The sequence below is a fragment of the Methylophilus sp. 5 genome (assembly GCF_000515275.1).
In the GTDB taxonomy this organism is placed as follows: Bacteria; Pseudomonadota; Gammaproteobacteria; order Burkholderiales; family Methylophilaceae; genus Methylophilus.
In genome coordinates, this window is the sequence record NZ_KI911560.1 from 2,805,449 (window position 1) to 2,825,103 (window position 19,655).

General features: G+C 50.3%; 16 protein-coding genes. 2 read left to right on the forward strand and 14 right to left on the reverse strand.

Annotated elements, in window-relative coordinates; translation table 11 throughout:
• Positions 1-19: 19 nt before the first annotated feature.
• Together METH5_RS0113605 and METH5_RS0113610 are read right to left on the reverse strand one after the other, a co-directional pair.
• Complete coding sequence (locus METH5_RS0113605; RefSeq protein ID WP_029149021.1) at positions 20-913, reverse strand: NAD(P)-dependent methylenetetrahydromethanopterin dehydrogenase; 894 nt, start codon at positions 911-913, stop codon at positions 20-22.
• A gap of 119 nt (positions 914-1,032) precedes the next feature.
• Entirely contained in the window at positions 1,033-2,007 is a 975-nt protein-coding gene (locus METH5_RS0113610) for a hypothetical protein (RefSeq protein ID WP_029149022.1), read from the reverse strand.
• A gap of 203 nt (positions 2,008-2,210) precedes the next feature.
• Between METH5_RS0113610 and ppsA the strand changes: the two genes are divergently transcribed.
• Together ppsA and METH5_RS0113625 are read left to right on the forward strand one after the other, a co-directional pair.
• Complete coding sequence (ppsA, locus tag METH5_RS0113620) at positions 2,211-4,583, forward strand: phosphoenolpyruvate synthase (RefSeq protein ID WP_029149023.1); 2,373 nt, start codon at positions 2,211-2,213, stop codon at positions 4,581-4,583.
• Positions 4,584-4,624: 41 nt separating this feature from the next.
• Positions 4,625-5,428 (forward strand): pyruvate, water dikinase regulatory protein, encoded by an 804-nt coding sequence (locus tag METH5_RS0113625; protein WP_029149024.1) that lies wholly within the window; start codon positions 4,625-4,627, stop codon positions 5,426-5,428.
• 59 nt (positions 5,429-5,487) lie between these two features.
• Here the strand turns inward: METH5_RS0113625 and METH5_RS0113630 are convergent, their stop codons facing one another.
• The 12 genes from METH5_RS0113630 to METH5_RS0113690 all read right to left on the reverse strand — a co-directional run bounded on the left by METH5_RS0113630 (position 5,488) and on the right by METH5_RS0113690 (position 19,557).
• Complete coding sequence (locus tag METH5_RS0113630; protein WP_232411055.1) at positions 5,488-6,237, reverse strand: hypothetical protein; 750 nt, start codon at positions 6,235-6,237, stop codon at positions 5,488-5,490.
• Between the two features lie 70 nt (positions 6,238-6,307).
• Entirely contained in the window at positions 6,308-7,513 is a 1,206-nt protein-coding gene (locus METH5_RS0113635; RefSeq protein WP_029149026.1) for a multidrug effflux MFS transporter, read from the reverse strand.
• Between the two features lie 100 nt (positions 7,514-7,613).
• Positions 7,614-8,795: a pyrroloquinoline quinone biosynthesis protein PqqE gene (gene pqqE / locus METH5_RS0113640; protein ID WP_029149027.1), complete on the reverse strand. Its 1,182-nt coding sequence runs from the start codon at positions 8,793-8,795 to the stop codon at positions 7,614-7,616.
• 18 nt (positions 8,796-8,813) lie between these two features.
• A complete protein-coding gene (gene pqqD / locus METH5_RS15605; protein ID WP_029149028.1) occupies positions 8,814-9,098 on the reverse strand; it encodes a pyrroloquinoline quinone biosynthesis peptide chaperone PqqD in 285 nt (94 codons plus the stop codon).
• Between the two features lie 33 nt (positions 9,099-9,131).
• On the reverse strand, positions 9,132-9,896 hold the full coding sequence (gene pqqC, locus METH5_RS0113650; RefSeq protein WP_029149029.1) for a pyrroloquinoline-quinone synthase PqqC: 765 nt from the start codon (positions 9,894-9,896) through the stop codon (positions 9,132-9,134).
• Between the two features lie 9 nt (positions 9,897-9,905).
• The gene (pqqB, locus tag METH5_RS0113655) at positions 9,906-10,847 is read right to left on the reverse strand and encodes a pyrroloquinoline quinone biosynthesis protein PqqB (RefSeq protein WP_029149030.1); all 942 of its coding nucleotides are present in this window, start codon (positions 10,845-10,847) and stop codon (positions 9,906-9,908) included.
• Between the two features lie 284 nt (positions 10,848-11,131).
• Positions 11,132-12,214 (reverse strand): 3-deoxy-7-phosphoheptulonate synthase, encoded by a 1,083-nt coding sequence (locus METH5_RS0113660; protein ID WP_029149031.1) that lies wholly within the window; start codon positions 12,212-12,214, stop codon positions 11,132-11,134.
• Positions 12,211-13,314 carry a histidinol-phosphate transaminase gene (gene hisC, locus METH5_RS0113665; RefSeq protein WP_029149032.1) on the reverse strand — a complete coding sequence of 368 codons (1,104 nt, stop codon included), beginning with the start codon at positions 13,312-13,314 and terminating at the stop codon, positions 12,211-12,213. Before hisC ends, METH5_RS0113660 begins: the two co-directional genes overlap by 4 nt.
• A 9-nt stretch (positions 13,315-13,323) precedes the next feature.
• The gene (pheA, locus tag METH5_RS0113670) at positions 13,324-14,406 is read right to left on the reverse strand and encodes a prephenate dehydratase (protein WP_029149033.1); all 1,083 of its coding nucleotides are present in this window, start codon (positions 14,404-14,406) and stop codon (positions 13,324-13,326) included.
• Positions 14,407-14,429: 23 nt separating this feature from the next.
• Positions 14,430-15,509 carry a 3-phosphoserine/phosphohydroxythreonine transaminase gene (gene serC, locus METH5_RS0113675; RefSeq protein WP_029149034.1) on the reverse strand — a complete coding sequence of 360 codons (1,080 nt, stop codon included), beginning with the start codon at positions 15,507-15,509 and terminating at the stop codon, positions 14,430-14,432.
• A 24-nt stretch (positions 15,510-15,533) separates the two neighbouring features.
• The gene (gene gyrA / locus METH5_RS0113680) at positions 15,534-18,107 is read right to left on the reverse strand and encodes a DNA gyrase subunit A (RefSeq protein ID WP_029149035.1); all 2,574 of its coding nucleotides are present in this window, start codon (positions 18,105-18,107) and stop codon (positions 15,534-15,536) included.
• Between the two features lie 262 nt (positions 18,108-18,369).
• On the reverse strand, positions 18,370-19,557 hold the full coding sequence (locus METH5_RS0113690; protein ID WP_029149037.1) for an O-succinylhomoserine sulfhydrylase: 1,188 nt from the start codon (positions 19,555-19,557) through the stop codon (positions 18,370-18,372).
• Positions 19,558-19,655: the final 98 nt, after the last annotated feature.

Here is a 19,655-nt window from a genome sequence, read left to right on the forward strand (position 1 = left end):
GCCAACCGCAAAAACGACCTTATTCTACGTGGGCACAGGCATATTCATACGCCTGATGGTAATCAATATGCATCGGGCTTTCGCTTTGCAGCATTTGCTCCAGCAATTTGTTCTGTGTCACATACTTTAATTGACCAATCGCCAGCGCACCAAACCCTGCCACTTGCGTCCCTTCAATCAAGCCGCCATTAGAAAACGTATCGACGCCTTCAATCCCAGATGGTGGCACTGCGTTAACATCAGCCACCACTTTGAGTGTTTTGGAATGAGCGAATTGAGACACTTCAAGCACACGAATACCCGCTGGAGTCGCGCACAAGGCAATCGTGGCTTCATTTAATATGGCAATTTTGGCCGCTTCTGTGCTGCCATCGACGACCTGCAGCGTCACATCATAGCTCGCAGATAATTTATCGACATAGGCTTGCATGCTTTCTACACCGGCATGTGCCACCATAAAGACAGTCGCCCCCTGACGAGCGGCGATCAACGCAGCGGTTGAGCCAACGGTACCGCTGGCACCAAAAATGGCTACTTTCTCTTTACCTAAGCCGCTGCCAGATTTTTGCAGATAGAAATCTACCTTGGCCAGCATGGCTGCTGCGGTGGTAAATGCGCCAGACGGATCAGAAAATGTGTGGCATTCAAATGGCTTAAACATGGCGCTACGTGCCTGTTTTTGCATTTCAAGTGCGACTTGAATGTCGCGGCCACCAAAAAATAAGGCTTGTTGTTTTAAACCGCTAGGACTACGGGAGAAAATAGCATCCTGAGTCAATGCCACGATTTCATTCAAGGTCACATCGGTGTAAGAAATAATTTTTTCGTAGCCCGCATCGAAAGCCATATTGACGTCAAATGGACTGGCATTCTTTGCGGCTGTAAACAAATGCATAATACTGGTTTTTTTCATTATTCCCCCCGGAACCGTTCGTTAATAATACCTTTAGCCAATATACACACTTCCAGAGCAGTTCAAAATAAAGAGTAGACCGTGAAAATCATAACTTTTCAAAATTATCTTAAAAAGTTTTAATTAACCACATCCTCTATCTTAATCGTTGCAGGCTGGTTGACCGCAGCGGTGACGACAAAGCCGAGCGCTGTCTGCCCGGCATATTGTTTAAGTAATTGCATTTGTATCGCTACCGCTTCTGTACGCGATGGCAATAGCACAAATCCAGTTGGGCCCCACGAGGTTTGCCCAATACCCATATACCCTTGCTGTTTTAAGGTGTGCAAAATATTGGCCACTGCTTTGCTGGCATAAGGGCCGCCTTGTGCTGGCGCAAAATACTCGGCGTTATAGGCTTGCAAGTCACCAAGAAACTGGCTAAATCCAGCAAAGTCGTGTTCAATCAGTGCGGGCAAACCCTGGCTCAGTAATTGTTGCTGCACCGTTTGGGTGGCCGCCACTGATTGCGGTGCTAATTGCTTGAATGCGGTTTTTTCACCCTGGCCATGCAGGCCGGCACGGCTATTATCAATAATGAGTAAAAAATGCCAGTCAGCAGGAAACGCATGGCGGGCCAGCATAGGCGGCACCACCGTATGTGTGCCGCGCCCGCCATCTACCACCAAGCCGCCATGTTCAAAGGTGGCAATGCCTATGCCTGAGCGGGCACCACGCTGGTGAATCGCTGCGATGTCGCTTGCGCTTACGGGCTTATTTAACAGACTATTCATCGCAGCCCCCAATGCCAACGCCATTTGCGTGCCTGAGCCTAAGCCACCATGCCGCGGAATGGCCTGCTCAATACTGACATTAAAGGCTGTTTGCGTATCACTAGCAGCCAAATGACGCTGTAATATAGACGCGGCCAATGGGTCAAGCGGCAGTTGTTGCAACCCGCTTGAGAGGCTGAGTGATGTTTGAAAAGCATCAATGGCAACGCCAACGCTGCCAAACTGACGTTGAGCCTGTTGACTTAAATTAAAAAAACCGAGATGTAGGCGACCGTAAGTGGTCACACTGACCGTGCGTTCTGCGGGAATGACTGCATTCATGACGTTTTATGATATTGATGCTAAAAAAATGAATTACCACCCTCAAGGCGACGTGACATTAAAACATGATTTTGGCATAATGACCGTTATAAAAGTCATTCTATAATCAGACTATGTCAGGCAGACAGCCTCTATTTATCGAATTCAATCCGTTGCATTCCGCGATAGATTATCACCAGTTTTAAATAATTAAGGGTTTTACTATGGTAAGTCATGTTATTCCATTTGAGAATCTAAGAAACACCGATGTACCGTCTGTGGGAGGCAAAAACGCTTCTCTGGGCGAAATGATTTCTCAGCTCAGTGCCAAGGGGGTACGCGTACCTACCGGTTTTGCGACCACTGCAGATGCTTATCGTGAATTTTTGGCGCAAGGTGGATTGAACAACAAAATCAATGACTTGCTCGACAAATTAAATGCTGATGATACGCAAGAGCTGGCGCGTGTTGGTTCGCAAATTCGTCAGTGGATTATGGAAGCCGAGTTTCCACAAGCGTTGCAAACGGCGATTGCTGAAAGCTATGCCAAACTGATTGAAAAATCAGCACAAGGCACAACCTTTGCTGTGCGTTCATCTGCAACAGCAGAAGATTTGCCGGATGCGTCTTTCGCTGGTCAACAAGAATCCTTTCTGAATATCCACGGCCTGGAAAACATTAATCACGCCATTAAAGAGGTGTTTGCTTCTTTATATAACGACCGTGCGATTTCTTACCGCGTACACAAAGGCTTTGTGCACGCCGATGTCGCGTTATCTGCAGGCGTACAGCAAATGGTGCGTTCTGACATTGGCTGTGCCGGTGTCATGTTTACCATTGACACTGAATCTGGTCACCGCGATGTTGCCTTTATCACCTCCTCTTATGGCCTGGGCGAAACCGTGGTGCAAGGCGCTGTGAACCCGGATGAGTTTTATGTGCACAAGCCATTGCTGGCGCAAGGTAAACCGGCGATTGTGCGCCGTACCATGGGCTCAAAACTGATTAAAATGGTGTTTTCTGACGCCACTCAGGCAGGTAAATCCACCAATACGGTTGACGTTGACCCTGCAGAAAGCAATCGTTATTCGCTGACCGATGCCGACATTCTGGAGCTGGCTGGCTACGCCATGACCATTGAGCAGCATTACGGCTGCCCCATGGATATTGAGTGGGGCAAAAACGGCCTGGATAGCAAGCTGTATATCTTGCAAGCGCGTCCTGAAACTGTGAAATCACAAGAAGCCGCTAAAAACATTACCGAAACTTTCAAATTGCAAAAACACTCTGCAGTGCCTGTGGTTGCTGGCCGTGCGGTGACGCAAAAAGTAGGCGTGGGTCCGGTGCGTATCGTGCTGGATCCGGCTGACATGCATGAAGTACAACCAGGCGATGTGTTGGTGGCTGACATGACTGACCCTAACTGGGAACCAGTGATGAAACGTGCCAGTGCGTTGGTGACTAACCGTGGTGGCCGTACATGTCACGCGGCGATTATTGCGCGTGAACTAGGCATCCCGGCGATTGTGGGTTCGGTAAACGCGACAGACTTGCTGCGTGATGGCGAAATGGTGACTGTTTCTTGTGCAGAAGGTGAAACTGGATTTGTTTACCATGGCGCGCTGGATTACGAAATTGCGACGCAATCGAACAGTGCTCTGGCAAAACCACCTTGCAAGATTATGATGAACGTTGGCAACCCGGACATGGCGTTTACATTCGCGCAGACACCAAACGACGGTGTTGGCCTTGCCCGCCTGGAGTTTGTGATTAACAACATGGTTGGCATTCACCCGAAAGCCATCCTCAATGTTGACGCAATGCCAGCCACCATACAAGCGACGATTAAAAACCGTGCACGTGGCTATGCCAACCCAAAACAGTTCTACATTGATAAAGTAGCGGAAGGTGTTGCTACTATTGCAGCCGCTTTCTACCCAAAACCAGTGATCGTGCGCACCTCAGACTTCAAGTCTAATGAGTACAAAAAACTGGTTGGCGGTGAGATTTACGAGCCGGACGAAGAAAACCCGATGATTGGTTTCCGTGGTGCGGCACGCTATATGGCAGAAGACTTTAAAGAGTGTTTCGCCATGGAATGTCAGGCCATGAAAAAAGTGCGTGATGAGCTAGGCTTGGCTAACGTTGAATTGATGATTCCATTTGTACGCACGCTGGAAGAAGCACGCGCCGTGACTGAAATCATGGCTGAAAACGGCCTCAAACGTGGTGAAAATGGCCTGCGCCTGATCATGATGTGTGAAATCCCGGCCAATGCGCTGCTGGCTGAACAGTTCCTGGAGTACTTCGACGGCTTCTCCATCGGCTCTAACGACCTGACTCAGCTGACATTGGGCATGGACCGTGACTCCGGTATTTTGGCAGACGGCTTTGACGAGCGTAATGATGCGGTCAAAGCATTGCTTAAAATGGCGATCAACACCTGTAACCGTTTGGGCAAATACGTTGGCATTTGTGGTCAGGGCCCTTCTGACCATGAAGACTTCGCTGAATGGCTGGTGGCTGAGGGCATCCAGTCGGTGTCACTCAACCCTGACACGGTGGTTGCCACCTGGCAGCGTTTGACCAAGAAGTAAACCCAGGAAATCACTTTTAGCAACTCACTCAAGGCGTTACGATGAATCACCGTTCTGTTTTTATTATTTCTGATGGCACGGGGATTACAGCTGGCGCCTTGAGCAAACTGCTGGAACATTTTCCGAATACTAAATTTACCACCACTCGCCTGCCGTTTACGGACAACGACGAGAAGGTTCAAGCCGCGTTTGAACACATCCAGAAAGTCGCCGACCAAGATGGCATACGGCCGATTGTGATTATGTCGGTTGGCAACGGTGAGCACCGCAATCATCTCAAGCAGGCGAATGCCTACTTTATTGACTTATTCCACCGCTTTATTTATCCACTGGGCTCAGAGCTCAACCAGGAGCCACTCACAGGCGCCAGCATTGCCTACAGCGCGATGGGCAACAGCTATCATGAGCGGATGGAAGCGATTAACTTTACCCTGAACCATGATGACGGTATGACCAACTCTGGCTTGGATGAAGCTGAAGTGATTTTGATTGGTGTTTCACGCTGCGGTAAAACTCCAACCAGCATTTATCTCGCCATGCAGTTTGGCATCAAGGCAGCCAATTATCCGTTGATTCCTGAAGACTTTGAACGTGGTGCGCTACCGCTCGCGCTGCAAAAAAACATAGACAAGATTTTTGGCTTGACCATTAAAGCCGAACGCTTGCACTCGGTGCGTAACGAGCGTCGCCCTGATAGCTTTTATGCCTCACTGGATAACTGCCGCAAAGAAATTGAAATTGCTGAAGGTATGATGCGCAGTGCTGGCATCCCTTGGGCAGATTCTACCAGCCGCTCGATTGAAGAGCTTTCTGCATTGATCCTGCAAAAAATTCGCCAGCGCTAAGGCTGGCGTTTTTTGAATCTGTTGGCAGCATTGACTGCCGCCTTGGCTCTACCCGTATGTTAGGCGGCCATGGCCATTTCACGCGCTGGCATTGCTGGTGCCCTTAATGCCTGTGGCTTCAACATGTCACCGCGCCAAAAATAATAAAACTCACGAGAGACGCTAAGAAAAGTGTGCTGCGAACCAAGCGCATTAAATAATGGCAGATTTCTATCCACCATTTGGCGGTAACTATGCGATTGCCTGTGTGACACATGTCGCAGTGACAGTAGCAAGCACTTTGCCATCCGCATGCGCTCTTTAAACACTGCAGGCTCAAAGCCGCGCACCAGGGTGACTTGCTCAAAAGCATCCATCACTTGCGTTTCATGGCCGGTCATCGCGGTTTTATCCAAATCATACCAATGCTTGAATAACTCATCTTGCGTCACCATGACCGTTGGTGTGCTGCCATTAAACACCTTGGCCTGGCTCATGGCGGCAATCGCTTTAATATCACGCACCCAAAACGAAAAGAACTCGCGAATCACAGGCAAAATGCTGGGAATTTCAGCAGGATCAATACTGGCAATAAAGCGATCAACCGCATGCCTGTAATGGCTGCCATCACAGGGAATCTCTTTTAGAAATGCACTGACCCGAATAATGATGAACTCGCGCTGTACCAGCACACGCTCACTCACGCCCTGCCCGGTCAGCAACTTGACGTAAGCTTTTTGTGCTTCTTCTTCTCTGGTCATTTCCATGATGGACTCCCCTTGTTGATTCTGAATAATGCGCTGCAACCTGGCAGGCATTGACAGTTTCATCTTAAAGCACGCTATCGTGGTTCAAACATGTAATGAAGTTGGTAAATGCCCCATATTTCGGGGCTTGCGCTTAATGGGCGACTGCCGGTGTTGGCTTGCGCACAAACAGTAATAACAGGCTGCTCAGTAGCGTCATCACCAGCATGGCAGTTGCAAGTGCCAACGTGGAATGCCAGACCAAAGGCACGATGAGCGCTGAGCTCACGGTAGAACACAGCATTTGCATAAATGCCTGAGCAGAAGCTGCGGTGCCGCGCAGTGTAGGATAGCAATCGAGTGTCGCAATCGACAACACCGGCACGGCCGCCGCCATACCCACATTAAACAAGGCAATGGGTAAAATAGCCAGCCACCAGGCTGTGTGCATGGTGGCGCCTGCCCAATACTGCAGACCAACATTCACGCTGGCAATCAACACCATCCAGGCAAATGCCCAAGATAGTATACGCGCTGGCGCGACCTTACCTGCGGTATGCCGTGAGATCCAGGAACCCAGCATCATGCCAGTTACGGTGGGAATAAACAGGTAACCGAACTGCTGGCTGTTTAAATGCAAATGCTTGACCAAAAACACCGGGCTCGCCAATACATAAATAAAAAATGCCGAAAAATTCAAGCCCAGGCAAGTGATCAGCCCAAAAAAAATCCTGTGTTTAAGCATCTGGCCATAGGTGGCGGCAATCCCTTTCACAGAGAATACGATACGCTTTTCTGCAGTCATGGTTTCCGGCAGATAGCGCACCGCCATCCATAACGCGACGGCAGCATAGAGTGATAAAAAAATAAAAATGGCCTGCCAATGGATGCCCAGCAATAGCCCGCCTAAAATCGGCGCAACCGCTGGCGCAATGCCAAACAACAACTGCACCGTCGCCATCACACGTTGTGCCTGCGCACCAGAGAATAAGTCGCGCACCATGGCTCGGGCGACCGTGTTGCCCGCCCCGCCACTTACCCCTTGCAAGGCGCGAAATAACCATAAAGTCTGTACATTAGGCGCCAGCGCACAGCCGAGGCTTGCCAATACAAAAATGGCCAGGCCCCATTTGATGGTCGTAATGCGACCGATCGCATCAGAAATGGCGCCATGACAAAGTGTCATCACGGCATAAGGCAATAAATAAAAGGTCAGGCTTTGCTGAATAGCCAGCTCATCAGTGCCAAACTCGGCAGCCATGACATGAAAGGCTGGCAAGTAGGTATCAATAGCAAAGGGAGCCAATGCTGTTAATGCCGCCAACACCAGCACTAACGTAGAAGAACGAGAGATCAACATGAACGACCTTGTAAAAAATCCAAAGGTGCCAATCGGCACCTTTGGATTATAAGCCAGCCATGCGCACGATGCTGCGATTTTCAGGCCAGGCAGCGCTCAATTACGGCAACGCATGAAATTGCTCAATGCGCTCTTTATCGCCTGCTACATATTTTTTAGAGTTTTTGTCTGTTCTGAAAATGATCGGTTGCTCACGCACCAGCGGGTTTTGTGCGTTGACCAAGGCTTCATCAATCAGATGTCGATTAGGCGACTTGGTACACACCGGGTCCGCCATTTCGGCGTCACCACTGAGCAGATAAGACTGGCAACGACAACCGCCCAGGTCATTTTCTTTTTCATCACAACTACGGCAAGGCTCTTTCATCCAGTCCATGCCACGATACTTAGTAAACGCGGGGGACTCTTTCCAGGCCCATTCCAGGCCGTTTTCGCGCACATTAGGGAAGGTCATGCCTGGTAACACGCGTGCTGAATGACAGGGTAAAACATCGCCATTTGCAGTCACAATCATAAAGACCTCACCCCAGCCGTTCATGCATTTTTTCGGCCGGTCAGCAAAGTAATCAGGCACCACAAAAAACACCTTCATTTTGTTGCCAACACGTTCTCTAAACGCATTGGTCGCTGCCTCAGCCCGGTTTAACTGTTCACGCGTCGGCATCAGCTGATCGCGATTGACCAGGCTCCAGCCGTAATACTGGGTATTGGCCAGCTCGACATAATCAGCCCCCAATGCTTCCGCCATTTCCAGGATTTTTCCTACCTGGTCAATGTTGTAGCGATGGATCACCACATTCAACACCATCGGATAGCCATGCGATTTAATCATGGCCGCGACTTTTTTCTTTAACTCGAAGGTACGGGTGTCGGTAATAAAGTTGCTGATATCTTCTGTCACATCATGCATGGAGAGCTGGATATGATCCAGACCGCCTTCTTTAAAGGCCTGAATGCGTTTTTCGGTCAAGCCGACACCAGAAGTAATCAGGTTGCTGTAATAGCCTAGCTTGTGTGCTTCGGCGACGATCTCTTCAATATCGTCACGCAACAAAGGCTCGCCCCCAGAAATACCTAACTGAATCGCCCCCATTTTACGTGCATCACGCAAGGCGCTGATCCATTGCTCAGTGGTTAATTCATTTTTGGTGTGTTTATCGTAATCGGTCGGGTTGTAACAAAACGCACAATGTAGCGGGCAACGGTAAGTCACCTCTGCCAGCAACCATAGCGGCTGCTTCTGTGTGACGCTTGCTGCAACCCCATTATTTAGGTGTGCCATGATTGTTCTCCTGACAGATTAATTGACCTTGCGTAACCAGGCTTTACCAACAGCCAGGTCAAACATGCCGACAATATCATTCTCAATCTCTTCGGCATCCGGAAACGTGGCTTTGAGCTCAAGCACAATATCCCCCACACTCGCTTTACCATCCACACGCTTTAAAATCTCGCCTGCGCCGCCATGCAATTTAACCATGCCCTCCGGGAACAGAATGACGTAGCTCTGCTGCGCTTCTTCCCATTGAAAACGATGGTGGAAGGCAATCGCATAAATATCTGAGTGTTGAATATTGTTTTCCATGGGTTTACTTTCAAAAAGCGCGTGGTGCCTAAGTTAATCTTCGATGTGTATCACTGGCTGGCGCGTATAGTCACGCCCTTCAGTCTTGATTTCTGTACTTGCTAGCATGATAGAGTCAGCAATCACCCACAGTACGTTTAATTTAAATTGCAGAATCTCCAGTGCTTTCACTTGCATCTCGCGTGACGTACTAAAGTAGTCCAACGTGACACCTAAGCCCTGCTCCACATCACGCCTGGCTTCTGTCAGGCGTTTTTTAAAGTACATCAGGCCTTCTTCTTTCACCCAAGGATACATACTCGGCCAGGAGCTGATGCGTTGCTGGTGTATATGCGGCGCAAACAATTCGGTCAGGCTTGAGCAGACACTTTCTTGCCAGGAGCGCTGTTTGGCAAAGTTGATATAGGCATCTACCGCAAATCGCACGCCTGGCGACACTAATTCAAGACTAGTCACTTGCTCACGTGTCAGGCCAACGGCTTCGCCCAGCTTGATCCAGGCTTCAATGCCGCCAATCTGGTCATCGACACCATCATGGTCGGTGATACGCACGATCCATTGCTTACGGACTTCTTTGTCCGGGCAGTTGGATAAAATCGCTGCATCTTTCATTGGAATCGCGATCTGGTAATAAAAACGATTAGCGACCCAGCATTGCAACTGCTCTTTGCTCAACTTGCCTTCATACATCATCACGTGGAATGGATGATAGATATGGTAACCCTGCCCTTTTTCGCGCAGCTTGGCTTCAAATTCTTCACGGGTCCATGGCAACTGTGCCTGAGTCACTGCGTTCATATTGTTCTCCTATAGAATGATGTCCATACCGTCATACGCTACCTCAATATTGTGCTCATTGAGGGTTGCGCGCTCGGTGGAATCTTCCCTTAAAATCGGGTTGGTATTATTGATATGAATCAGTACTTTACGCACTGGTTTATCCGTACCAAACTTGCCCAACTCTTCTATCATGCCACCCGGGCCAGATTGCGGATTGTGGCCGATACTGCGTGCCGTTTTGGTCATCAGGCCCATATCCAGCATCTCGGTGTTGGTCCAGAATGTGCCATCCACCATAATGCAATCGGCCTGGTTCATTAAAGGCGGCAAATGCGGCTCAATTTCTGCCAAGCCAGGTGAATACCAGCATTTTTTGCCGGTAGACATTTCTTCAATCAGCACACCGATGGTGTCACCAGGATGCGGGTCGTTACGGTGCGGAGAGTACGGTGGTGCCGCACTCTTTAATGCCACGGCGGTAAAGCGCAAGTTAGGCACACCAGGCACCTCAAAGCTGTGCGCATTGCTGACATCATTGGCATCAATCGCAATTTCATGGTGATTTACACCACAGTAATGACCGAGAATGTTCAAAATCTGGTTACCGGTGGTCAGGTCTTCATAGACCATTTTCGTGCAGTAAATCTCGCGCTTAACTTGCCCTTCACGCAACATAAACAAGCCTGTGGTATGGTCAATTTGGGCATCGATCAGCACAATGCCCTGAATACCGCTGTCGCGGACTGCGCGGCCAGGCTGCAAAGGTGCGAATTCTTGAATTTGCTGCAAGACATCGGGCGACGCATTAAACAATACCCAGTCTACGCCATTGCTGGAGACGCAAATAGATGATTGTGTGCGGCGTTTGGCCTTGATGGTGCCTTTGCGCAGCCCATCACAATTTGGACAATTACAGTTCCACTGTGGAAAGCCACCGCCAGCCCCAGCCCCTAATACGTGTATATGCATAATCGCTCGTTATTCAATTCTGTTAATTCTTGGTTGCAAGAGAGTGCTAAGCCTCATCATACAACAATTGCTGGTGACTACTCGATGTCCATGACAAGCCTGGTACAACGCTGGCGTGCAATGTCTGTTAAGTAAGACTGGCATCATACGCATGCGTTGCATGAACAGCCTGCTACTGACAATGATTCCCTGCTCATGATTTTCATGAGCGCGTGGCTGTTTACTGCGTAGCACGCAAAAAAAAAGCCGCGCTCACTGGCGCGGCCTTCTGGTTAAATCATCAATTATTCTTCTGCTGCATGTTTTTCGCGACGCGCTTTGACTGCCGCAGCCAGCGTTTCCAGCACAGAAACAGAATCGTCCCAGCCCAGACAGGCATCGGTAATCGACTGACCATAATTGAGACTGCACCCTGGTGAGTGATCCTGACGCCCCTCGTTTAAATGTGACTCCAGCATCACGCCAATAATACGCGCATCGCCGGTAGACAACTGCTTAGCCACATCATCGACCACTGCGATCTGGTTTTTGTATTGCTTTTGGCTGTTGCCATGACTGCAATCCACCATCAGCACTGGCGCCAGGCCAGCCTCAGCCAGTTGGTCACACACCGCAGCCACGCTTTGCGCATCATAGTTTGGCGCTTTACCACCACGCAAAATCACATGGCAGTCTTCATTACCTTTGGTCGCAAAAATGGCAGACTCACCCTCTTTGGTCATCGACAAAAAGTGGTGCGGGCTGGCCGCGGTTTTAATCGCGTCTATTGCGACTTTAGCGCCGCCGTCGGTGCCATTTTTAAAACCGACCGGGCAGGATAAACCCGAAGCCAACTCGCGGTGAATTTGTGACTCCGTGGTACGCGCACCAATCGCGCCCCAGCTCACCAGGTCGGCCGTATATTGCGGTGACACCACATCCAGGAACTCGGTTGCGGCAGGCATGCCAATCTCGTTTACATCCAGCAAAAAGCGGCGCGCTTTTTCCAGGCCCTGATTAATGTCGTAGGTGCCATCCAGGTGCGGATCGTTAATCAGACCTTTCCAGCCCACTGTGGTGCGTGGTTTCTCGAAGTAAACGCGCATCACGATCAGCAACTCACCTGCCAGCCGCGTACGCACGTCCAGCAAGCGTTTGGCATACTCCATACCAGCGTCAGTATCGTGAATCGAGCATGGCCCGACAATGACCAGCAAGCGATCATCGCCTTGATGCAAAATGTGGTGAATCGCAGTGCGTGTTTTAAGGATGTTTTGGGTGCTGACCGTGCTTTCTTGCAGGCGCGATATTAATTCCGCCGGTTTTACCAGCGGTTTGATTTCTAGCACGCGCACATCATCGGTGGCTAATTTTTCGTATAGAGTCATGACTTCAAAATCGTTTCCAGCACTTGCAAGAAGCGTGCATTTTCGCTAAATAAACCAATGCTGACACGCAAATAATCCGGCATCTCGTAATTGGCCACCGGGCGCACAATCACGCCCTGCTTGAGCAAGGCCTGGTTGACGGCACTGGCGTTGGTCACTTTAAAGCTGACAAAGTTGCCGTAAGAGGGAATATAGCTTAAGCCCAATTGCTCCAGGCCCTGTGTCACTTGCGTCATGCCAGCCTGGTTGGCTGCGTAGCTGCGTGCCACAAAGTCTTCATCCTGCAAAGAGACCGTTGCAGCAATCTGCGCCAGGCTATTCACGTTAAATGGTTGGCGCACACGGTTCATCAAGTCGGCCAAGGTGGCATGCATCACACCAAAGCCCACGCGCAACCCTGCCAGGCCATAGGCCTTGGAGAACGTGCGTGAAATAATCAGGTTTTCAAACTCGGCTAGCCAACCGATGGCTTCAGACTTGTCGACAACAGACAAATATTCGTCATAAGCCTCATCCAGCACCACCAATATGTGTTTGGGCACTTGCTGTAAAAAGGCTTTCAAGTCTGTTTTGCTAATCAGTGTCCCGGTTGGGTTATTCGGGTTCGCAACAAAAATCAATTTGGTTTTAGGTGTAATCGCCTTTAAAAAACCAGGCAGATCATGACCAAAATCAACTGCAGGCACGACCACGCCTTTAGCGCCGACCGCCTGCGTCACCAATGGATACACGGCAAAAGCATGCTGGGAATAAATCGTTTCATCACCCGCAGTCAAAAAAGCACGCGCAGCCAGCTCCAAAATATCATTGGAGCCATTGCCAAACACAAGTTGTGCCGGTTGCACACCGTATTTATGGCTCACGGCATCGCGCAAAGCAAAGCTATTGCCATCGGGATACCGCGCAATGTCATAAATGGCTTCTTCGAGCGCCATTTGTGCTTTGGGGCTCATCCCCAGCGGGTTTTCGTTAGAGGCCAGCTTAACGATATCGGCCTCATTGAGGCCCATTTCACGCGCCAGCTCACTGATGGGCTTGCCGCCTTGATACGGCGCAATGGCGCGAATATTGGCTGGTGCTAATTCGGATAAATGAGACATGATAGACAACTAAATAATAGCGGCTGGGTAAGAACCCAACACTTTGAGTAATGTAGCGCGCTCGGCAAGCTCTTTGAGGGCTGCCTGTACGGATGGCTGTTGCTGGTGACCTTCAATATCGACGAAAAAGACGTAATTCCACAAATTTTGACGGGATGGGCGTGACTCAAGCTTAGTCATGCTTACACCATGGCGAGAAAAAGGCTCCAGTAGCTCTAAAACGGCACCAGGTTTGTTGTGTGCACTCATCACTAGCGATGTTTTGTCCTGGCCTGAAGGCGCAACCGCATGATTGCCTACCACCAGAAAACGCGTCGTGTTTTTCGGGTCATCCTCGATATTTTCAGCCAGAATGTGCAGGTCGAACAAGTCAGCAGCACGCTTGCTGGCAATGGCCGCAGCAAATGTACCTTCACTCGCCACCAGTTCATGAATCATTTGTGCCGCACGTGCATTGCTGGTGACCGCTTCGCGCGCAGCATTCGGCAAGTGCTTGTTTAGCCACTCATGGCATTGCGACAAGGATTGCGCATGAGAAAACACATGGCTGATCTGGCGGATATCCTGCTGCGCTGACAGCAAGCAATGATGCACAGGCAACGTCACTTCACTGATCACTTGCAACGGGCTGGAAAGTAATAAATCAAGCGTAATACCAACTGCACCTTCGGTAGAATTTTCTACCGGTACGACGCCATAATCGGCCTGGCCTGCTTCTACCGTGCGAAATACTTCATCAATACTGCCGCACACCACGGCCCCACGCCCTTCGCCAAACTGTTTAAGCGCGGCTTCTTCACTGTAGGTGCCCAAGGGGCCCAAAAAAGCGATGGATAATTCTTTTTCCAGCGCGCGGCAATTAGACATCACGGCGCGGAAGATATGACTCACGGCCTCAGGCGATAACGGCCCTTGATTGTCAGCCTGCAAGCGCCTAATAATTTGCGCTTCACGCTCCGGGCGATAAATGACGCCATCATCTTTCAAATGCCCGATCTCACGTGCAAGCGCAGCGCGTGCATTTACCAGCGCCAGCATCTGCGCATCAATAGCGTCAATCTTGTCTCTAAATTGTTTTAATGAATCAGACATTTGAAGTTAATATTTAAAGTATTTTATGAGTGACTTTTTTCGAATGCTTGCATGAACTCAACCAGCGCTTTAACGCCTTCAATCGGCATAGCGTTATACATGCTGGCGCGCATGCCGCCCACAGAGCGATGACCTTTTAACTGCAACAAGCCATGTGCCTCTGCTGCCTTTAAAAAAGCGTCATTGAGGCTCTCATCACGCAAACGGAACGGAATGTTCATGCGTGAGCGGTAAGCCGGCTCAATGTCATTGGCATAAAACTCGGTTTGATCGAGGTAGTTATATAACAAATTAGATTTGGCAATATTGATCTGCTCAATCGCCTCAACCCCGCCTTGCGCCAGCAACCACTCGAATACCAGGCCTGCAATATAAATGCTGTAAGTCGGCGGTGTATTAATCATGCTCTGGTTATCGGCCTGGGTTTTCCAATGGAACACCGCTGGCGTTAAAGGCGAGGCCTGTGCCAGCAAATCTTCACGCACGATCACCAGGCACAAGCCGGCCGGGCCGATATTTTTTTGTGCACCGCCATAAATCACGCCATATTTCGAAACATCAATCGGACGCGACAAAATATGTGACGACATGTCAGCCACAATAGGCACACCATGCGTGTCAGGCACATCCAAAAACTCGACACCGTTAATGGTCTCATTGGTGCAGTAATGCACGTAAGCCGCGTCTTTGTTGAGCTTCCAGTCCGCAAATGCGGGCACTGTGGTGAAACCGGCTGCTTCGGTACTGGCCGCAATATTGATCTGGCCATAGGCTTGGGCATCTTCAACACTGCGCTTGCTCCAGGCGCCGGTGACCACATAGTCGGCGGACTTACCATTGAGCAAGTTCATCGGGATGATGGCATTTTCAGCAATGGCGCCGCCTTGCAAAAACAAGACTTTGTAGTTGGCTGGAATAGCCAGCAACTGACGTAAATCAGCTTCGGTTTTCTCCAGGATACTGGTGAACTCTTTGCCGCGGTGCGACATTTCCATCACGCTCATGCCAGAGCCATGCCAGTCGAGCATTTCGGCCTGGGCACGCTCTAGTACAGGTTTAGGGAGCACTGCCGGTCCGGCAGAAAAATTAAATATCTGTGTCATGCCTGTATTTACTCTTCGCTGAGCTTATTCTTCGCCATCTTCACCATCATCGTCGGTCTCTACAATTTTCTCCAGACCTGACAATTTCTCACCTTCACCCAGATTAATCAGGGTCACGCCTTGTGCGGCACGGCCCATGTCGCGGATTTCTTTGACGCGGGTGCGAATCAACACGCCGCCGGTCGTAATCAGCATGATTTCATCGTCAGCCGTGACTAGCCTTGCCGCAACAGCCAAACCGTTACGCTCACTAATCGCAATCGCTTTCACGCCTTGCGTGCCGCGACCTGAATGACGGAATTCAGACAACACAGTGCGCTTGCCGTAACCATTTTCAGTGGCCACCAACACAGACTGCTGGTCGTTTTCAGCGATTAATAAAGACAAGACCTGCTGTTTAACAGCGAGTTTCATGCCACGCACACCACGTGTTGCACGACCCATCGGGCGCACATCATCTTCGGTAAACCAAACTGCTTTACCGCCGTTGGAAACCAGTACAATGTCGTTCTGGCCATTGGTGACTTCAGCGCCAATCAGGTAATCACCCTCATCCAGATTAATAGCGATGATGCCTGACTTACGCGGGTTCGCAAATTCAGTCAGTGCAGTCTTTTTCACCGTGCCTTTGGCTGTGGCCATAAACACGTAGTGATTTTCATCAAACTCTTTGACCGGCAGGATGGCGTTGATTTTCTCGCCCTCTTCCAACGGGAACAGGTTCACAATCGGCTTGCCGCGGCTGACACGGCTACCTTGCGGCACTTCGTAGACCTTCAGCCAGTAGACACGACCACGGCTGCTAAAACACAGAATGTAATCATGTGTGTTAGCCACAAACATTTTGTCGATGAAGTCATCTTCTTTAGTTGCAGCAGCCTGCTTACCACGGCCACCACGACGCTGTGCACGGTACTCATCCAGCGGCTGTGATTTCACATAGCCGGTGTGCGATAAAGTCACCACCACATCTTGCGGCGTAATCAAATCTTCGAGCGACAAGTCTTGCGTATTTTGTTCAATTTCAGAGCGACGCTTGTCACCAAACATCTTCTGAATCTCGTTCAACTCTTCCACAATAATAGCCGTCACGCGCTCAGGTTTGGCCAGAATGTCCAGCAAGTCGGCGATCACATCCATCACCTCTTTGTACTCGTTGACAATCTTGTCTTGTTCCAGACCAGTCAGGCGTTGCAAGCGCATTTGCAGAATTTCTTGTGCCTGCACATCTGACAACTGATAGCCATTTGGCGTTAAACCAAAGTCAACCGACAAGCCCTCGGGGCGTGAAGCCTCCATGGCTGCACGCTTAAGCATTTCTTCGACCACTGGTGAATTCCAGCTGCGTGCCATCAACTCTTTTTTAGCTTCCGGGGGTGTAGGTGCGGCTTTGATGATCGCAATCATGTCATCGACGTTAGCCAGTGCTACGGCCAAGCCTTCCAGCACATGGCCGCGATCACGCGCCTTGCGCAGCTCGAACACGGTACGACGCGTCACCACTTCGCGGCGATGACGCAAAAACGCCTCCAGCATTTGCTTGAGGTTGAGCAAACGTGGCTGGCCATCCATCAACGCCACCATGTTCATACCAAACGTATCTTGCAACTGGGTTTGCTTGTAGAGGTTGTTTAAAATCACCTCTGGCACTTCGCCGCGCTTGAGCTCAATCACCACGCGCATGCCAGATTTGTCAGACTCATCGCGCAGGTCTGAGATACCCTCTATTTTTTTCTCGTTGACCAGTTCGGCGATTTTTTCAATCAGTGTTTTTTTGTTCACCTGATACGGCAGCTCATCAATAATGATGGACTGACGACCGCCAGCCTTGTCCAGGTCTTCAAAATGGGTACGGCCACGCATCACCACGCGGCCACGGCCTGTGCGGTAGCCTTCTTTGACACCCACCGTGCCGTAAATAATGCCAGCCGTCGGAAAGTCCGGCGCCGGGATCAACTCAATCAGCTCGTCGATAGTGATCTCAGGGTTCTCTAATACGGCAAAACAGGCGTTGAGCACTTCATTCAGGTTATGTGGCGGGATATTGGTCGCCATGCCCACCGCAATCCCCGAGCTGCCGTTGATCAGCAGGTTAGGAATACGTGCAGGCATAATCAGCGGCTCATGCTCACTACCATCGTAGTTAGGGCCAAAATCTACGGTTTCTTTATCAATGTCTGCCAGCAACTCGTGTGCAATTTTAGACATACGGATTTCGGTATACCGCATCGCCGCCGCATTATCACCATCGACCGAACCAAAGTTACCCTGGCCATCGACCAGCATGTAACGCAATGAGAAGTTTTGCGCCATACGCACAATGGTGTCATACACCGCAGTGTCGCCGTGCGGGTGGTACTTACCGATCACGTCACCGACAATACGGGCAGATTTTTTATAAGGCTTGTTGTAGTCGTTAGACAGCTCGTGCATGGCAAACAACACGCGTCTGTGCACAGGCTTTAAACCATCGCGAACATCAGGAAGCGCACGTCCTACAATCACGCTCATGGCGTAATCGAGGTAGCTACGACGCATCTCGTCTTCTAAGCTGATAGGCAGGGTTTCTTTAGCAAATTGATCTGGAGACTGACTCATTCTTGACCCAATTTATAGTTAAAAGTTATCACGCGATTTTAGCATATTTACTGCAATACGGCGCGCCTAATCACGCCTGGCAGCGCAGGCAGGCGTTAATTAAGCAAACAAAACAAGTGAGAATGATGCGCACGAGTGGCTCACCACATCTGAACGACAGGCTGAGCAGGCAATCTCTGCCAGCACCTGGGAATTTGAAACTTGAAGCAAAACAATCAAAAAAAACCGCGCAAAGGCATGCGCGGCTATCTATCTGTTTAGATTAAAACTGTGTCAGCAACTGCAAGTCTGCTTTCAAGTCTTCAATATGCTCCAGGCCGACGGCAATCCTCACCAGGTTATCCTTGATGCCGGATTCGGCCCGCGCCTCGGCGCTGACGCGACTATGGGTGGTACTTGCCGGATGCGTAATCGTTGATTTGGCATCGCCCAAGTTTGCGGTGATCGAAATCAGGCGCGTGGCATCAATCAAGGCCCATGCCGCCTCTTGTGCGGTTTGACCAGCGCGCGGCTTCACCTCAAAAGTGACGATGCCGCCACCCAGGCGTTGCTGCTGTTGTGCCAAGGCATATTGCGGATGCGATGGCAAGCCCGGGTAATAAACACGGGCGACGCCAGGTTGTTGCTCCAACCATTGCGCCAATGCCAGCGCGCGCACCGCATGCGCCTCCATACGCACCTGCAAAGTCTCCAGACCCTTAACAAACACCCAGGCATTAAAGGCACTCATGGTCACGCCAGCTGTGCGTAAAAAGCCATAGACGGGTTCAATGATCGCCTTGCTACCAAGCACGGCACCACCCAGCACCCGGCCCTGGCCATCAATGTATTTCGTTGCCGAGTGAATCACAATATCAGCCCCCAATTTGAGTGGTTGCTGCAACGCTGGTGTGCAAAAGCAGTTATCGACCGCCAGATAAGCGCCAACGGCGTGGGCGACTTCAGCCAGCTTGGCAATGTCGCCGACTTCAGTCAGCGGATTAGAAGGCGTTTCGGCAAAAAACAGCTTGGTATTTGGCTTTGATGCGGCTTGCCACGCGCCAACATCAGTCAGCGACACCAATGTGACCTCCAACCCCCAGCGTTTGAGAATGTTGGTGAATAATTGCACCGTGGTACCAAATATGCTGCGGGAAGCGACGATATGATCCCCTGCACTGCAAATGCCCATGATGCACGCCAAAATGGCAGACATGCCACTGGCCGTTGCCACGCACTGCTCTGCCCCTTCCAATGCCGCAAGCTTATCCTGAAACATGGTCACGGTGGGGTTGGTAAAGCGCGAGTAAATATTGCCTGGTTCGGTGCCGCCAAAACGGGCTGCCGCCTGCGCCGCACTTTTAAAGCGAAAACTGGAATTTAAAAACAACGCCTCTGAGTTCTCGCCGAACTCGGTGGTTAAGGTGCCAGCACGTACCGCCAGCGTTTCCAAATGGTATTGATCGTTCATGATTCCTCAAACTTCTGTCCAGGGCGGACATTCCGGCACAAGCAACATAGGCTTGCGCGTTGGACAATAAAAAACCCGTTTCAGCATTGCGCTAAAAC

Bases quoted from the DNA above. Each gene is read 5' to 3' on its own strand.
- METH5_RS0113605 (WP_029149021.1), bottom strand. From the start codon at position 913: ATGAAAAAAACCAGTATTATGCATTTGTTTACAGCCGCAAAGAATGCC.
- METH5_RS0113610 (WP_029149022.1), bottom strand. From the start codon at position 2,007: ATGAATGCAGTCATTCCCGCAGAACGCACGGTCAGTGTGACCACTTAC.
- ppsA (WP_029149023.1), top strand. From the start codon at position 2,211: ATGGTAAGTCATGTTATTCCATTTGAGAATCTAAGAAACACCGATGTA.
- METH5_RS0113625 (WP_029149024.1), top strand. From the start codon at position 4,625: ATGAATCACCGTTCTGTTTTTATTATTTCTGATGGCACGGGGATTACA.
- METH5_RS0113630 (WP_232411055.1), bottom strand. From the start codon at position 6,237: ATGAAACTGTCAATGCCTGCCAGGTTGCAGCGCATTATTCAGAATCAA.
- METH5_RS0113635 (WP_029149026.1), bottom strand. From the start codon at position 7,513: ATGTTGATCTCTCGTTCTTCTACGTTAGTGCTGGTGTTGGCGGCATTA.
- pqqE (WP_029149027.1), bottom strand. From the start codon at position 8,795: ATGGCACACCTAAATAATGGGGTTGCAGCAAGCGTCACACAGAAGCAG.
- pqqD (WP_029149028.1), bottom strand. From the start codon at position 9,098: ATGGAAAACAATATTCAACACTCAGATATTTATGCGATTGCCTTCCAC.
- pqqC (WP_029149029.1), bottom strand. From the start codon at position 9,896: ATGAACGCAGTGACTCAGGCACAGTTGCCATGGACCCGTGAAGAATTT.
- pqqB (WP_029149030.1), bottom strand. From the start codon at position 10,847: ATGCATATACACGTATTAGGGGCTGGGGCTGGCGGTGGCTTTCCACAG.
- METH5_RS0113660 (WP_029149031.1), bottom strand. From the start codon at position 12,214: ATGACTCTATACGAAAAATTAGCCACCGATGATGTGCGCGTGCTAGAA.
- hisC (WP_029149032.1), bottom strand. From the start codon at position 13,314: ATGTCTCATTTATCCGAATTAGCACCAGCCAATATTCGCGCCATTGCG.
- pheA (WP_029149033.1), bottom strand. From the start codon at position 14,406: ATGTCTGATTCATTAAAACAATTTAGAGACAAGATTGACGCTATTGAT.
- serC (WP_029149034.1), bottom strand. From the start codon at position 15,509: ATGACACAGATATTTAATTTTTCTGCCGGACCGGCAGTGCTCCCTAAA.
- gyrA (WP_029149035.1), bottom strand. From the start codon at position 18,107: ATGAGTCAGTCTCCAGATCAATTTGCTAAAGAAACCCTGCCTATCAGC.
- METH5_RS0113690 (WP_029149037.1), bottom strand. From the start codon at position 19,557: ATGAACGATCAATACCATTTGGAAACGCTGGCGGTACGTGCTGGCACC.